Annotated in this window: 14 protein-coding genes; 8 read left to right on the top strand and 6 right to left on the bottom strand. The window is 65.3% G+C overall.

What is annotated here, in order from left to right; translation table 11 throughout:
• Positions 1 to 92 precede the first annotated feature (92 nt).
• The 4 genes from NLM32_RS42950 (at position 93) to NLM32_RS42935 (ending at position 3259) form a co-directional block, all read left to right on the top strand.
• The gene (locus tag NLM32_RS42950) at positions 93 to 842 is read left to right on the top strand and encodes an electron transfer flavoprotein subunit beta/FixA family protein (protein WP_254134673.1); all 750 of its coding nucleotides are present in this window, start codon (positions 93 to 95) and stop codon (positions 840 to 842) included.
• Positions 842 to 1792: an electron transfer flavoprotein subunit alpha/FixB family protein gene (locus NLM32_RS42945; protein ID WP_254134672.1), complete on the top strand. Its 951-nt coding sequence runs from the start codon at positions 842 to 844 to the stop codon at positions 1790 to 1792. The genes NLM32_RS42950 and NLM32_RS42945 overlap by 1 nt, the downstream gene beginning before the upstream one ends.
• A 208-nt stretch (positions 1793 to 2000) precedes the next feature.
• Entirely contained in the window at positions 2001 to 2882 is an 882-nt protein-coding gene (locus NLM32_RS42940; protein ID WP_254134671.1) for a 3-hydroxybutyryl-CoA dehydrogenase, read from the top strand.
• A gap of 182 nt (positions 2883 to 3064) precedes the next feature.
• Positions 3065 to 3259, top strand: coding sequence for a hypothetical protein (locus NLM32_RS42935; RefSeq protein WP_212297328.1), 195 nt, complete (start codon positions 3065 to 3067; stop codon positions 3257 to 3259).
• A gap of 6 nt (positions 3260 to 3265) precedes the next feature.
• Here the strand turns inward: NLM32_RS42935 and NLM32_RS42930 are convergent, their stop codons facing one another.
• Positions 3266 to 3931: a TlpA disulfide reductase family protein gene (locus tag NLM32_RS42930; protein ID WP_254135550.1), complete on the bottom strand. Its 666-nt coding sequence runs from the start codon at positions 3929 to 3931 to the stop codon at positions 3266 to 3268.
• Positions 3932 to 4032: 101 nt separating this feature from the next.
• Here NLM32_RS42930 and argH point away from each other — a divergent pair, with 101 nt between their 5' ends.
• The 3 genes from argH to lysA all read left to right on the top strand — a co-directional run bounded on the left by argH (position 4033) and on the right by lysA (position 7103).
• Positions 4033 to 5430 (top strand): argininosuccinate lyase, encoded by a 1398-nt coding sequence (gene argH, locus NLM32_RS42925; RefSeq protein WP_254134670.1) that lies wholly within the window; start codon positions 4033 to 4035, stop codon positions 5428 to 5430.
• 93 nt (positions 5431 to 5523) lie between these two features.
• Positions 5524 to 5814 (top strand): lipoprotein, encoded by a 291-nt coding sequence (locus tag NLM32_RS42920; RefSeq protein WP_254134669.1) that lies wholly within the window; start codon positions 5524 to 5526, stop codon positions 5812 to 5814.
• A gap of 23 nt (positions 5815 to 5837) precedes the next feature.
• Positions 5838 to 7103, top strand: coding sequence for a diaminopimelate decarboxylase (lysA, locus tag NLM32_RS42915; protein WP_254134668.1), 1266 nt, complete (start codon positions 5838 to 5840; stop codon positions 7101 to 7103).
• 39 nt (positions 7104 to 7142) lie between these two features.
• Here lysA and NLM32_RS42910 read toward each other — a convergent pair whose 3' ends face one another.
• The 3 genes from NLM32_RS42910 to NLM32_RS42900 form a co-directional block, all read right to left on the bottom strand.
• The gene (locus NLM32_RS42910; protein ID WP_254134667.1) at positions 7143 to 8876 is read right to left on the bottom strand and encodes a tannase/feruloyl esterase family alpha/beta hydrolase; all 1734 of its coding nucleotides are present in this window, start codon (positions 8874 to 8876) and stop codon (positions 7143 to 7145) included.
• A 312-nt stretch (positions 8877 to 9188) separates the two neighbouring features.
• On the bottom strand, positions 9189 to 10097 hold the full coding sequence (locus NLM32_RS42905; RefSeq protein ID WP_254134666.1) for an NAD(P)-dependent oxidoreductase: 909 nt from the start codon (positions 10095 to 10097) through the stop codon (positions 9189 to 9191).
• Between the two features lie 201 nt (positions 10098 to 10298).
• A complete protein-coding gene (locus NLM32_RS42900) occupies positions 10299 to 10682 on the bottom strand; it encodes a carboxymuconolactone decarboxylase family protein (RefSeq protein WP_014491654.1) in 384 nt (127 codons plus the stop codon).
• 181 nt (positions 10683 to 10863) lie between these two features.
• Between NLM32_RS42900 and NLM32_RS42895 the strand changes: the two genes are divergently transcribed.
• On the top strand, positions 10864 to 13470 hold the full coding sequence (locus tag NLM32_RS42895; protein WP_254134665.1) for a TIGR02302 family protein: 2607 nt from the start codon (positions 10864 to 10866) through the stop codon (positions 13468 to 13470).
• Positions 13471 to 13657: 187 nt separating this feature from the next.
• Here NLM32_RS42895 and NLM32_RS42890 read toward each other — a convergent pair whose 3' ends face one another.
• Both NLM32_RS42890 and NLM32_RS42885 read right to left on the bottom strand, forming a co-directional pair.
• Entirely contained in the window at positions 13658 to 14032 is a 375-nt protein-coding gene (locus tag NLM32_RS42890; protein ID WP_027530607.1) for a response regulator, read from the bottom strand.
• Positions 14033 to 14069: 37 nt separating this feature from the next.
• Positions 14070 to 14945, bottom strand: coding sequence for an MJ0042-type zinc finger domain-containing protein (locus NLM32_RS42885; protein WP_254134664.1), 876 nt, complete (start codon positions 14943 to 14945; stop codon positions 14070 to 14072).
• Between the last annotated feature and the right edge of the window lie 159 nt (positions 14946 to 15104).

The raw sequence follows: 15104 nt of genomic DNA, 5'->3' as shown, positions 1-15104 counted from the left end.
TGGCCCTGTCGCGCGTTGACCGGGCCGGATCAGGCCTTTAGGTTCCGCGCCAGTTGAATAACCCCCCTCCTAAATTGAGTGAAAGAGGATCGATGAAGGTCTTAGTGCCGGTAAAGCGGGTGGTCGATTACAACGTCAAGGTCCGCGTCAAGGGCGATGGATCGGGCGTTGAACTCGCCAACGTGAAGATGTCGATGAACCCCTTCGACGAAATCGCGGTCGAGGAAGCGCTGCGCCTGAAGGAAGCCGGCAAGGCGACTGAAGTCGTGGTGGTCTCCATCGGACCGGCGCAGGCATCGGAGACGATCCGCACCGGTCTCGCCATGGGCGCCGATCGCGGCATCCTGGTGAAGGCCGAGGGCACCGTCGAACCGCTCGCCGTCGCCAAGATCCTGAAGAAGGTCGCTGAAGAAGAGCAGCCCGGCCTGATCATTCTCGGCAAGCAGGCGATCGACGACGACAGCAATCAGACCGGCCAGATGCTGGCCGCGCTGCTCGGCTGGTCGCAGGCGACCTTTGCCTCGAAGCTCGAGGTCGAAGGCTCCGACTTCAAGGTCACCCGCGAAATCGACGGCGGCCTGCAGACCGTCAAGCTGAAGGGACCGGCGATCGTCACCACCGATCTCCGTCTCAACGAGCCGCGCTATGCCTCGTTGCCCAACATCATGAAGGCCAAGAAGAAGCCGATCGCGGAGAAGGCCGTCGCCGATTACGGCGTCGACGTCACCGCGCGCCTCGAAGTTCTCAAGACGGCTGAGCCCGCGGGCCGCAAGGCCGGCGTCAAGGTCAAGGACGTCGCCGAGCTGGTGTCGAAGCTCAAGAACGAAGCCGGGGTGCTCTGATGACGACGTTGCTGATTGCTGAACACGAACACGAAGTCCTCAAGGACTCCACCAACAAGGCGCTCACTGCGGCTTCGCAGCTCGGCGGCGACGTCCACGTGCTGGTCGCAGGCGGCGGGCAGGGCACCAAGGCTGCGGCCGAGGCGGCCTCGAAGCTCGCCGGTGTCGCCAAGGTGCTGGTCGCCGAAGGCGAGCCCTACGCGCACGATCTCGCCGAGCCGCTGGCCGCGCTGGTCGTCTCGCTGGCCCCGTCCTACGACGCGATCGTCGCGCCCGCGACCTCGCGCTTCAAGAACGTGATGCCGCGCGTCGCAGCGCTGCTCGACGTCATGCAGGTCTCGGAGATCATCAAGGTCGTCGCCCCCGACACCTATGAGCGTCCGATCTATGCCGGCAACGCCATCCAGACGGTGAAGTCGAAGGATGCCAAGAAGGTCATCACGGTCCGTACCTCGACCTTCCAGGCGGCCGCTGCCGGCGGCAGCGCGCCGGTCGAGAGCGTCGCGGCAGTGGCCGATCCCGGCCTGTCGTCCTTCGTCGGCGAGGAAGTCGCCAAGAGCGACCGTCCCGAGCTGACCTCGGCCAAGATCATCGTCTCCGGTGGCCGCGCCATGCAGAGCCGCGAGAACTTTGCCAAGTACATCGAGCCGCTCGCCGACAAGCTCGGCGCCGGTGTCGGTGCCTCGCGCGCGGCGGTGGACGCCGGCTATGCGCCGAACGACTGGCAGGTCGGCCAGACCGGCAAGGTCGTGGCCCCCGAGCTCTACGTCGCGGTCGGCATTTCCGGCGCGATCCAGCATCTGGCCGGCATGAAGGACTCCAAGGTGATCGTCGCGATCAACAAGGACGAGGACGCGCCGATCTTCCAGGTCGCCGATTACGGCCTGGTCGCCGACCTCTACCAGGCGGTTCCGGAGCTGACGGCCGAACTCGGCAAGCTCGGCAAGTAAAACGCGTTAAAAACACCGGCCGGAGGTATAAACTCCGGCCGGTGTTGCATTTCTGAGGCGTTTTCTTTGGCGTGGGGCACGCCTTCGAAGCGATCCAATCTAGGTTTCGAGCCAGGATTCTGATCTAATCAAGCTTCTGATCAATCAGACCTCCCGGCTCAGGGGATAGGCAGGGCGCGATATGCGCGCCGTTCCGGTGGATGACATTATGGCGGCAGTAATCAAGAAGGTCGGCGTGATCGGCGCGGGTCAGATGGGCAATGGCATCGCCCACGTCGCGGCCTTGGCCGGCTTTGACGTGGTGCTCAACGACATCTCGGCCGACCGCCTCAAGTCAGGCATGGCGACCATCAACGGAAATCTGGCGCGTCAGGTCTCCAAGAAGGGCGTGACCGAGGACGACAAGGCCAAGGCAATCGCCCGCATCAAGCTTGCCGAGAAGCTCGACGACCTCGCCGATTGCGATCTCGTGATCGAGACCGCTGTCGAGAAGGAGGAGGTCAAGCGCAAGATCTTCCACGACCTCTGCGCGGTGTTGAAGCCGGAGGCGATCGTCGCCTCCGATACGTCCTCGATCTCGATCACCCGGCTCGCCGCCGCCACCGACCGGCCCGAGCGCTTCATCGGCATTCATTTCATGAATCCGGTGCCGCTGATGGAGCTGGTGGAGCTGATCCGCGGCATCGCCACCGACGATTCGACCTTCGAGGCCTCCAAGGAATTCGTCGCCAAGCTCGGCAAGCAGGTCGCCGTCTCCGAGGATTTCCCGGCTTTCATCGTCAACCGCATCCTGCTGCCGATGATCAACGAGGCGATCTACACGCTGTACGAGGGCGTCGGCAACGTCGAGGCGATCGACGCGGCGATGAAGCTCGGCGCCCACCACCCGATGGGCCCGCTGGAGCTCGCCGATTTCATCGGTCTCGATACCTGTCTGTCGATCATGCAGGTGCTGCATGAGGGGCTGGCTGATTCCAAGTACCGCCCGTGCCCGCTGCTGGTGAAATATGTCGAGGCCGGTTGGCTTGGCCGCAAGACCCAGCGCGGCTTCTACGACTACCGCGGCGCCAAGCCGGTTCCGACAAGGTAAGGCGGTCTCGGTGCCGTAGGGTGGGCAAAGCGCAGCGTGCCCACGCACTTTTGTAACCGAGAGAGATCGTGGGCACGGCGCGAACGCGCCTTTGCCCACCCTACGGCACCTCCGCCGTGTATCAATTCATGTCGCGTTAACCCATCCGCCCTAGTGTCCGGCCCGATACGAGGGTTTTGCGTATGGACATGATGGCCATGGTCAGCACGATGCTGGCCTCTCAGCAGGGCGCGCTGCAGTCGAATATCGCGGCGACGCTGACGAAGCAGAACATGGACATGGAGAAATCCACCGTCCTGACGCTGATGGGCGCCGGTCAGCCCTCCCTTGCCAATGTCGGCCCCGGCGTCGGCGGCAACCTCAACGTCACCGCCTGAATTTCCCTAAAGCGACGCAGCGGCCGGCCCGAGCGCGGCCCGGATCAGCTTCAGCGCGTCGTCGCTGGCCCATTCGGCCGGTCCCGCGATCGTCGCGATCTCGCAGCCTTGTGGATCGACCAGCACCGAGGTCGGCATGCCCAAAGCTCGGCCTATCGCCTTAAGATCCTGGAAAACCTTGGCTTTCTGGTCAGTGAAATAGCCGAGCCTGGTCAGATTGGCGTCTTTCAGGAAGTTTTTGGGCTTCTCGGGGTCGCGGGTGTCGATATTGATCGCCACCACCTCGAAATTCGGGCCCGACAGCTTGGTCTGGAGCTGGTCCAGCGCCGGCATCTCCTTTCGACACGGGACGCACCAGGTCGCCCAGAGGTTGACCAGCAGCGTCTTGCCGCGGAAATCCGAGAGCTTCCTCGGCTTGCCGTCGGCATCCTCGAAGGCCAGGTCGGGCAGCTTCAGGGGGGCGCTCGCCATGGTCAGCGCCGCCACCTCGCCATGGGCGAGTGGAGCAATCTTTTGGGCCGTCGCCACCGCCGCCCGGCAGGCCGGATCGCCCGACGGGGCCCGGCTCAGGCCGAGCCCATACAGCGCGGCGAAGCCGGCCAGTCCGCCGACCACCACGGTGGCGATGACAATGGGGATCCGGCGCGTGGCGGAGGGCTTCTTGTCGAGCATATCGTTTGTCATCCGGTCGCAGATATGGCTATCAGAGGCCTCTTAATACGGCTGGCCTCCACCAGCAAACATGCGGCAAAGCAAGGCGTGAGCAGGGGATCATGAGCAACAAGATGTGGGGCGGCCGGTTCTCGGAACGTCCCGATGAGATCATGGAAGAGATCAACGTCTCCATCGACGTCGATCGTCACCTCTTTGCCCAGGACATTGCCGCGTCCAAGGCCCACGCCGCGATGCTTGCCAGCCAGGGCATCATCACGGCCTCTGATGCGAAAAATATCGGCAAGGGTCTAGACACGATTTTGTCAGAGATCGGCAAGGGCGGCTTCGAATTCAAGCGCGCGCTCGAGGACATTCACATGAATGTCGAGAGCCGCCTGTCGGAGCTGATCGGCCCCGCCGCCGGCCGCCTGCACACCGCGCGCTCGCGTAACGACCAGGTCGCGACCGACTTCCGTCTCTATGTCCGCGACATCGTCGACGAGACCGATGCCGCGCTCGCCGCGTTCCAGCAGGCGCTGGTGGAACGCGCGCTGGAGCATGCGGGAACGGTGATGCCGGGCTTCACGCATCTGCAGACCGCGCAGCCCGTGACGTTCGGCCACCATCTGCTCGCCTATGTCGAGATGGCTGCGCGCGATCGCGGCCGTTTCCAGGACGCGCGCAAGCGGCTCAACGAATCCCCGCTCGGCGCCGCCGCGCTCGCCGGCACCTCGTTCCCGATCGATCGCCACGCCACGGCGAAGGCATTGGGCTTCGACCGTCCGATGGCCAACTCGCTCGATGCGGTGTCCGACCGCGACTTCGTGCTGGAGACATTGTCGGCCGCCTCGATCTGCGCCGTGCACATGTCGCGCTTTGCCGAGGAGATCGTGATCTGGACCTCGCCGCTGGTCGGCATGATCCGCCTCAGCGACAAGTTCACCACCGGTTCCTCGATCATGCCGCAGAAGCGCAATCCGGATGCCGCCGAGCTGGTGCGCGCCAAGACCGGCCGCGTCATCGGTGCGCTCAACGGTCTCCTGATCGTGATGAAGGGCCTGCCGCTCGCCTATCAAAAGGACATGCAGGAGGACAAGCAGGGCGCGATGGAGGGCTTTGCCGCGCTGTCGCTGGCGATCCGCGCCATGACCGGCATGGTCCGCGACCTCGTGCCCGACGAAGCCAAGATGAAAGCGGCTGCCGGCGAGGGCTATGCCACCGCGACCGACCTCGCCGACTGGCTGGTCCGGACGCTGAAGATGCCGTTCCGCGAGGCCCATCATGTCACCGGCCGCATCGTGGCCAAGGCCGCGGAGGGCGGCGTGGCGCTGCACGAGCTGCCGCTGAAGGAGATGCAGGCGATCGAGCGGAAGATCACCAAGGACGTGCTCGGTGTGCTCTCGGTCGAATCGTCGGTGAAGAGCCGCACCAGCTTCGGCGGCACCGCGCCGAAGAACGTGACGTCGCAGGCCAAGGCCTGGGCGAAGCGGCTGGAAAAAGAGCGAAAATTGGGCTGAAGGCAAAATTTCGCTTATGTTTCATGGTCATCCGGCTCTCGCCAGAGCGCGCCAATCTCTGTATGGTGCGGCCCGCGTAGTGGGGATTTCGTCGTGACGTCAAAGTTTCGCCCGGCCGGCTCGGGGTGGGCCATCATTGTCTTGAGCCTGAGCGCGCTTGCGCTCGCCGGCTGCGGCCGCAAGGGTCCGCTCGATCTGCCGCCGACCGCCTCCAACGCGTCCACGGCCAACATCGCCGCGCCCACCGACACCGAGACCGAAGCCCAGAAAACGCCGAGCGTGTTCAATCCGACCTATGGCGCGGATGCCCCTCCGGCGGCGACCAAGGGCAAGAAGAAACCGTTTATCCTCGACCCGCTCCTGGACGAAAAGCCCAGCCGATAGGCTGGGGCAACTGAGCCAACGCCATGAACCATTTCGACTATCGCTACGGCGTGCTGCACGCCGAGGCGGTGAACCTGTCCGAGCTGGCCGCGACCGTCGGCACGCCGTTCTATTGCTATTCGACCGCCACGCTCGAGCGGCACTATCGCGTCTTCGCCGATGCCTTTGCCGGCGAGAAGGTGCTGGTCTGCTACGCCATGAAGGCGAACTCGAACCAGTCGGTGCTGCGCACGCTGGCGAAGCTCGGCGCCGGCGCCGACGTCGTCTCCGGCGGTGAATTGAAGCGCGCGCTGGCCGCCGGAATTCCCGCCAGCAAGATCGTGTTCTCCGGTGTCGGCAAGACCGAGACCGAGCTGCGCGCCGCCTTGGCCTCCGACATCCTCTGTCTCAACGTCGAATCCGAGCCCGAGCTCGAATTGCTGTCGCGCCTCGCGACCGAGACGGGCAAGACCGCGCGGATCTCCATCCGCGTCAATCCGGACGTCGATGCCGGGACGCACGCAAAAATCTCGACCGGCAAGTCCGAGAACAAATTCGGCATTCCGATCGTCCACGCCCGAGAGGTTTACGCGCGGGCTGCGAAGCTGCCCGGCATCGAGGTGACCGGCACCGACGTGCATATCGGCAGCCAGATCACTGATCTCTCCAAGATGGAGACCGCGTTCCGTATCCTGTCCGAATTCGTGCAGACGCTGCGTTCCGACGGCCACAACATCAGCCACGTCGATTTCGGCGGCGGGCTCGGCATTCCCTATTACATGGACCGCGAGGCGCCGCCGGCGCCGGACGCCTATGCCGCGATGGTCAAGCGCGTCAGCCACAATCTCGGCTGCACGCTGATGTTCGAGCCGGGCCGCATGATCGTCGGCAATGCCGGCATCCTGGTCGCCAAGGTGATCTATGTGAAGCACGGCGACGGCAAGAACTTCGTCATCATCGACGCTGCGATGAACGACCTGATCCGCCCGACGTTGTACGAGGCGCATCACGACATCCTGCCGGTGACGGAGCCGGCGAAGGGTGCGGCGACCATCATGGCCGACGTCGTCGGTCCCGTCTGCGAGACCGGCGACTACCTCGCTCTGGACCGCACCTTGCCGACGCCGAAGCCGGGCGATCTCATCGCCATCATGACCGCGGGCGCCTATGGCGCCGTGCAGGCCGGCACCTATAACACCCGGCCACTGGTGCCGGAGGTGCTGGTGAAGGGCGATCAATACGCGGTCGTTCGCCCGCGCATCGAGGTCGAGCAGCTCATCGCGATGGACACGCCGGCGCCGTGGCTGTGAGACGCCGGCGAGGTTGGACTCGCCGGCGCTGCCTGTTGTTCACGGCCCGTATTTCGGAGCCGGCTTCTGGTTGAAGTCGTTCTCGTCGGTGACGCAGGTGAAGCTCGCCGCGACGTTGGTGTCGCCGCTGCCGTTGTATCTCGCGACCTTGGGAAAGACGCAGAGTGGCCGGGTCATCTGAACCGCGGGCGGCGTATCGGCCACGAATTTCGTGGCGAGGATCGTCTCCGGCGCGACGCCGGCCTCGACCCATTTGACCAGTGGTGTGAGCGCATCGAACGTGTTGGGACCGGGGCCACCGGAACAGTGGTACAGCCCGGGCACCATGAACAGGCGCGCGTAGCTCTGGGTCCGTCGCAGCGCCGGATTGCCGTTGCCGTGGTCGAAGAAGCCGACCGGTTGGGCGCTCTGGCCTTCATTTCCCACCAGCGCCAGGAAGTAGTTGATGCTGCTCTGCGACGGGATCAGCGGGTCGGCCCAGCCATGGTACATCAGCAGCTTGCCGCCATGCCCCCTGAATTCGCTGAGATCGGTGCTGGTCGCGTTGAGCACTGCGGCGAGCTGGTCGTCGACCTTGTCGATGTCGCGGTGGAAATCGAAATTGGAAAAGTTGGTCGCGCTTGCGGGGTAACCGAAGCTCGGGCCGAACACCCAGTAGAACAACCCGTCGAAGGCCGGCTCGGGCAGTCGCTCCTGGAACGCCAGGCCAAGCGCAAGGATGTCGTCGGTCTCGTTGCCGCGCTCGGAGCCCGGATTGACGAGCTGTCCATTCACCGGGTCGATCGTACCGGCGTAATAGCGCTGCATGGTGGTGACCTGATCGGAGGTCAGGCAGGCCGGCGGCGCGTTGCCGCCGGTGCACTGCAGGACCTTCGGATCGAAATGACAGTCGCGCGGATCGGTCAGGAATTGATCGGTCTTGGCGCCGCCATCCTGGCCGACGCATTGCTTGAGCACGGCCTGGTTGATCAGCGTCATCTGGCCGGTCTGGATGAACCGGCCGGGGCTCGCATGCGTATTCTGCCAGCCATAGAGCCCCGCCATGTGCAGGTGGGTGCGGTTGAAGGCGGCAGCGCCGGCGAGGATGCCGTCATAGTCGTTGGGGAAGCGCTGCGCCTCCATCAGGGCGTTCTGGCCGCCGGTGGAGCAGCCGGCGAAATAGGCCCGCTGCGATCGATGGCCGTAAAACGCGCTGACGATCTCCTTGCCCCGTTCGGTCATCAGATGGATCGCGCGGTAGCCGAAATCCTTGATCCGCTCGGGATGTCCGAACAGGCCCGTCGACGGCGCCGTCGGATCGCCGAAGTCGATCGCGAGCGGATTGCCCATGTTGCCGGCAGAGCCGCAGAACAGCGGATTGCATCCCGACGATCCCGTGCCGAGGTCGCTGTTGGTCGCGGCAAAGCCGCCCTGGATGCCAAGGGCGAGCTCGTTGTAGGTGATCACGCCCTGGAAGCCGCCGCCGCCGGTGCCGAGGAACCTGCCGTTCCAATTCGTCTCGGGCAGCCAGACCTCGATCTTGATGGCGGAGTCCGAGCTGGGGATCAGGGTTGCGGTGACGCGGCAGAATGCGGGAAGGCCGGTGATCGGGCTCGAGCCAGGCGGGACGAAGGTGCCGGTGGTGTTGTCGTCCGCCGAATTGATCACCGTGTGCTGGAGTTGCAAGGATCGAAGATTGGTGCACGCCGTCGCCATGGCGGGCGAATTACCGAATGCGACACAGGCAAACAGGGCCATGGTCGCACCGACAAGTAAGTGTCGATGACGTTTCATTCCGTCCTCCCTGATTTTTTGCAGTCGTGTAGGGCGGACAGGATAACTTACAAAGACTACAACTCAAGGGTGAACGGTGGTGTCGCGAAGTGGTTGGCGACTTCGCGCTTCGGTTGCGAGGACGCGAGCGGTGATGAGGCGTGATGCCAGTTCAATCAACTCGCTGTCGTCCCCGCGAACGCGGGGACCCATAACCCCAGGGAGGCGTGTGGGGCAAAGCTCCCATTCCGAGTCTTCGCCAAACATCTCCCTGTGGGTATGGGTCCCGGATCGGCGCTTCGCTTGTCCGGGACGACAGCGGAGAAGGTGGCGCTACTTCCCCGCCAACCCGCCGGTCTTGCCGCCGACCACGACGCCGGCCTTCTTCTCGATCGGCTTGATCGCCGCGGTGAAATCGGATTCGGCGCCTTCCGCGCTGATCACCGTCTCCCACAGGCGGCCGACGGCATCCGCGACCTCCATCGACAGGCCGAGCTGCTTCATCTCCTCCAGCGCCAGCCGGACGTCCTTCACCATCAATCCGGTGGCGAAGCCGAAGTCGAAGGTCCGCGGCAGCACCGAGCGCGGAAACTTGTCGCGGCTCGCGGTGTTCATGCCTGAGCCCGAATTGATGACGTCGATCATCACGGTGGGATCGAGTCCGGCCTTCACGCCCATCACCACGGCTTCCGAGGTCGCCACGATCGCGGTCGCCGAGAGGAAATTGTTGGCGAGCTTCATGGTCTGCGCCGCACCGGGCTTCTCGCCGATGAAGAACACCTTTCCGATCACGTCGAGCGCGGGCTTCAACAGCTCGAACTCCGCCTTCGGCCCCGAGACCATCACCGCCAGCGTGCCCTTCTCGGCGCCGCCGACGCCGCCGGAGACGGGGCAGTCGATCTGCACGATGTTGCGCCGGGCCAGCAGGCCGTGAATCTTCGCAGCCATCTGCGAGCCGACGGTCGACAGATCGATGAAGCGTTTTGCGCGGCTCCCCGCGATCACGCCGTTCGCGCCGGTCGCAACCTCGAGCGAGGCCTGCAGCGACGGCAGGCTCGCCATCACGGTCTCGACCTTGTCGGCAACGTCCTTCGGCGACGTCGCAGCGGTGGCACCGCGCGCGACCAGCTGGTCGACGGCTTCCTTGCGGGTGTCGAACACGACGAGCTTGTGCCCGGCCTCGACCAGCCGCCGCGCCATCGGGAAACCCATGTTTCCGAGGCCGATGAATCCGATGTCCATGGTGTTTCCTTTGTTTGATTCTTCGTTGTTGGAAGCGAGGTGCGCGCCCAATCCCCCGCTGTCGTCCCGGCGAAGGCCGGGACCCATAACCCCAGGGAGGAGTCGTTGTGTGATGGCGGTGACTCCGAGTCCCCATAGCCACATCCGACGGTGGTTATGGGTCCCGGCCTTCGCCGGGACGACGGTGAGAGGCTGATCCCCTCACGCCTTCCCGTCGATCTCCGCGAACACCTCGCGCGCGATGCGGAAGCTGTCGACGGCGGCGGGCATGCCGCCATAGATCGCGACCTGCATCAGGATCTCGCGGATCTCGTCGCGGCTGACGCCATTGGTGAGCGCGCCCTTCAGATGCGCGCGGAACTCGTGCTGGCGGTTGAGGATCGCGATCATCGCGATGTTGAGCATGCTGCGGGTCTTGCGCGGCAGCTCCTCGCGGCCCCACACCGTGCCCCAGCAATATTCGTTGAGCATCTCCTGGAACGGACGGTTGAAATCGTCGACGTTCTTCAGCGCGTTGTTGACATAGGCTTCGCCCAGCACCGCTTTGCGGACTTCCAGGCCCTTGTCGTGCATCTTCTTGTCCATGGCGTTTCCTCGACTTCCCTTGCATGTCCCGATGGAATGGCGCCGCGGAAACTACGGGGTTGCGCCGGGGCAGTCACGTCCTCGTGTTATGCGGGAAAAGGGGTGTCTCCCGTACAGGAACGGATGCCTCAGTGCTGCCGTTGTGGTACGCTCCACTCTGCCGGGTAACCTGGAGAGTTGATTGAACGGCGTCACCCCCGACCCGTCAGACCCGATCCGCGATGGCGATGCTCTGTCGCGGTTGAAGCTGGCGCAGGCCCTCGAGCGGTCCACTTATGCCATCGCGTGGGAGCGTGCCTGGCCCGGCTTGGCGCGTGTTCTCACTGTCGTCGGCCTGTTTCTGGTGGTGTCCTGGGCCGGACTCTGGCTGGCGCTGCCCTTCGTCGCCCGTGCCATCGGTCTCGTCGTTTTCGCAGGCCTTGCGGCTGCCGCCCTGTTCCCCCTGATTCGGTTTCGCTGGCCGAGCCGCGAGGAGGCGCTCGCCCGGCTCGACCGCGGCTCGGGCATCCGTCATCGCCCGGCCACGACGCTCACGGACACGCTGACCTCGCAGGACCCGGTCGCGCAGGCGCTCTGGCAGGCGCAGCGCGAGCGCACGCTGGCCTCGCTCAAGCGCATCCGCGCCGGTTTGCCGCACCCGCGCCTCGCCATCCACGACCCCTGGGCGCTGCGTGCGCTGGTCATGGTGATGCTGGTCGCAACCTTCTTTGCCGCCGGCGACGAGCGCACGATGCGGCTGGGTGCCGCCTTCGACTGGAACGGCGTGCTGGCGCCGGCCAATATCCGCGTCGACGCCTGGGTCACGCCGCCGCTCTACACCGGAAAGCCGCCGGTGATCCTGTCGGCCGCCAACAAGGAAGCCGCAGCGCTTCCGGCCTCCGGCCCGCTTCCCGTTCCCGCCGGCTCGACGCTGATCGTGCGCTCCTCGGGCGGTAGCCTGGATGTCGTTGTGTCCGGCGGCCTCAAGGAAGTTGCGCCGACCGAGGCCACGCCCAAGGGCACCAACGAGAAGCACTTCACCATCACCGGCGACGGCACGGCGCATGTCCGCGCCCCCTCGGGCCAGCCGCAATGGGCTTTCGCGGCGACGCCGGACCGGCCGCCGACGATCGCGCTGGCCAAGGATCCGGAGCGCCAGGCGCGCGGCGCGCTCCAGCTCGTCTACAAGATCGAGGACGATTACGGCGTCACCGGCGCCGAGGCGCAAGTCGCTCCGCGCTCCAGCGATGCCGGCAAGGACGGCGACGCCAAGACCGCCGCGCGGCCGCTGTTCCAGCCGCCGCAATTCCCGCTCGTGCTGCCGAATGCGCGGACCCGTAACGGTGTCGGCCAGACGGTGAAGGATCTCAGCGAGGATCCCTATGCCGGCGCCGATGTCGCGCTGACGCTGACCGCCAAGGACGAGGCCGGCAACGAGGCGAAGAGCGAGCCGTTCAACATGCGCTTGCCCGAGCGGCTCTTCACCAAGCCCCTGGCGCGCGCGCTGATCGAGCAGCGCCGCATCCTCGCGCTCGACGCCAACAAGAATTCCGACGTCTACACCGCGCTCGACGCGCTGATGATCGCGCCCGAGCTGTTCACGCAGGAGACCGGGCAATATCTCGGCCTCTATAGCGTCGCGCGCCAGCTCGAGGCCGCGCGCACGGATGATGCATTGCGCGAGGTCGTGGCGAGCCTGTGGGCGCTCGCCGTGACGATCGAGGACGGCAACATCTCCGACGTCGAGAAGGCATTGCGCGCGGCGCAGGATGCGCTGAAGCAGGCGCTGGAGCGCGGCGCCAGCGACGAGGAGATCAAGAAGCTCACGCAGGATCTGCGGGCGGCGCTCGACAATTTCATGCGCCAGCTTGCCGAGCAGTTCCGCAACAACAAGGACGCCCAGCAGCTCGCGCGTCCGCTCGATCCCAACACGAAAATCCTGCGCCAGCAGGACCTCCAGAACATGATCGACCGCATGGAGCGCCTGTCGCGCTCGGGCGACAAGGACGCGGCCAAGCAGCTGCTCGACCAGCTCCAGCAGATGCTGGAGGGCCTTCAGATGGCGCAGCCGGGACAGTCCGGCGAGAGCGACATGGAGCAGGCGCTCAACGAGCTCGGCGACATGATCCGCAAGCAGCAGCAATTGCGCGACAAGACCTACAAGCAGGGCCAGGACTCCCGGCGCGATCGCATGCGCGGCAAGCAGCAGGGCGACCAGTCGATGTCGGACCTGCAGCAGGATCAGCAGGCGTTGCGCGATCGCTTGAAGAAGCTGCAGGACGAAATGGCCAAGCGCGGGCTCTCGCAGAAGGGCCAGAAAGGCCAGCCGGGGCAGAAGGGCCAGCAGGGTCAGCAAGGCGACCAGGGCCAGGACGGCGATCAGGACGCCGATCAGGGCGATGATGACGGCGGGCTCGATTCCGCCGACAACGCCATGGGCGACGCGGGCTCGAAGCTCGGCGACGGCAATGCCGACGGCGCGGTGGATTCCCAGGGCAAGGCGCTGGATGCGATGCGCAAGGGTGCGCAGAAGATGGCCGAGGCGATGCAGCAGGGCGACGGCGACGGCCAGGGCGATGGTCCCGGCAATCGCGCCGGGCGCCAGCAGAGCGGCGGCAACCAGACCGACCCGCTCGGCCGTCCGCTGCATGGCCGCGAATTCGGCGACGACTACACGGTCAAGATTCCCGGCGAGATCGACGTCCAGCGCGTCCGCCGCATCCTCGAAGAGCTCCGCCGCCGCCTCGGCGACCCCTCGCGCCCGCAGATCGAGCTCGATTATATCGAGCGGCTGCTGAAGGATTTTTGAGGGGCGAAGTTATCGCGCAGGCTTGAATGGTCGGCTTGTGCAACTTCCCACCACATTCTCGCTGTCATCGCCCGACTTTGATCGGGCGATCCAGTACTCCGAGACAGTCATGGTTAGATTCGAAACGCCGCGGCGTACTGGATGCCCCGGTCAAGCCGGGGCATGACAGCGGAGTATGCCGCGTCCGCTACCCCTTTTTCGCCGCGAGCGCATCGGCCACCGCCGTGCGGATATCCGCGACCGAGAACGGCTTTGTCACGACGTCATGCACCAGTGCGTTGAGGTTCGAGGCGCGCTCGCGCTGGTCGGCAAAGCCCGTCATGAGCAAAATGGTCAACTGGGGAAAGTCACGCGCGGCGGAGAGTGCGAGCGCGATGCCGTCCATGACGGGCATCTGGATGTCGGTGAGCAACAGGTCGAACGCGCCGTCCTCGCGGGTCAGGATCTCGAGCGCTTCCGCGCCGTCCTGTGCGGTGACGGTCTCGTGGCCGTCCATGGCAATGGCACGCGCCACCAGCTGGCGCATCGAATCCTCGTCATCGGCGATCAACACTTTTGGCATGGGACACACTTTCCCGTGCGGGACTCCTACAGGCTGATTACACGCTGCCGCCGGCAATGTCGCGCCGGTTGAAGAAGCGAACGTCGATATTGCGGCCTTCCGGCGGCGGTGAGGCCAGGCGCGAGCGGAAGAAGGCGCGCTCGCCGGGTTGCAGCACGGTCTGCTCCAGCACCGAATTCCAAGCGTAGATCTCGGCGCCTTGCGCGTCGCGCACGGCAAAGCGCAGGCGCGGAATATCGAGCGGCTTCTTGCCCTGGCCGACAATCACGCCCTCGATCACCAGCACCTGCTTACCGTCCACGGTCTCGGTCGAGAGCTTGACGTCCTTGAAGGCCAGCCCGCGCAGGTTCACCTCCAGGCCGACCATCTTGTAGAAGGCCGCGGTCTGCGGCAGCAGGCGGACCATGTCGCCGCGCCAGATCACCAGCGCCAGCACCAGCGCGCCCATGGCCGCGCAGGCGGTCGGCAGGCCAAAATAGGATTTGCGTCGGACCACGGCCGGGGCCGGGCGGCTGACCTTTGCCCCGCGCCGGCTGAACAGGCCGCGGAACCAGGATTGGTGCTGCACGCCGACGACGTCCTCCTCGGCGGCCCGGGCCGCCGCGGACCACTCGTCCTCGGGCTCGGCATTCTCGGTCGGCCAGTCGCTGGCAATCGAGGGGCTTTCGACCACCGGGGTTTCGGCAGCGGCGTCGTCCTTGGCGTAGGAGTTCCACTGCTCGGCGAGGTCGGACTGGTCGTCAGCCTGGCTGGCTGCGGCCATCGCCGGCACGACGGCCTCCTCGATGGCATCCTCGGGATGCGCCATCCAGGTTTCCTTGCAGCGGGAGCAGCGGACCGTCCGCCCGTTGGCCCCAAGGCTCGCAAGCTTGATGGCGTAGGATGTCGTACAATGGGGACAGACGATATGCATGGACGGGCCTCGACGATGACCCGATCGTGCGAAACCGGGCGGCCAGGATGCTACAAGGCGACCGTTAACGAACCGGAAACCATAACGGTCGCAAAACCCGTGGAACGTCTGTGGCGGTGCGTCGCGGTGCGGCTTGCGTCCTCTCTCGAACGGAGCTGA

The organism is Bradyrhizobium sp. CCGUVB14 (assembly GCF_024199935.1).
Taxonomy (GTDB): Bacteria; Pseudomonadota; Alphaproteobacteria; order Rhizobiales; family Xanthobacteraceae; genus Bradyrhizobium.
This window is presented reverse-complemented; position numbering and strand designations above follow the sequence as displayed.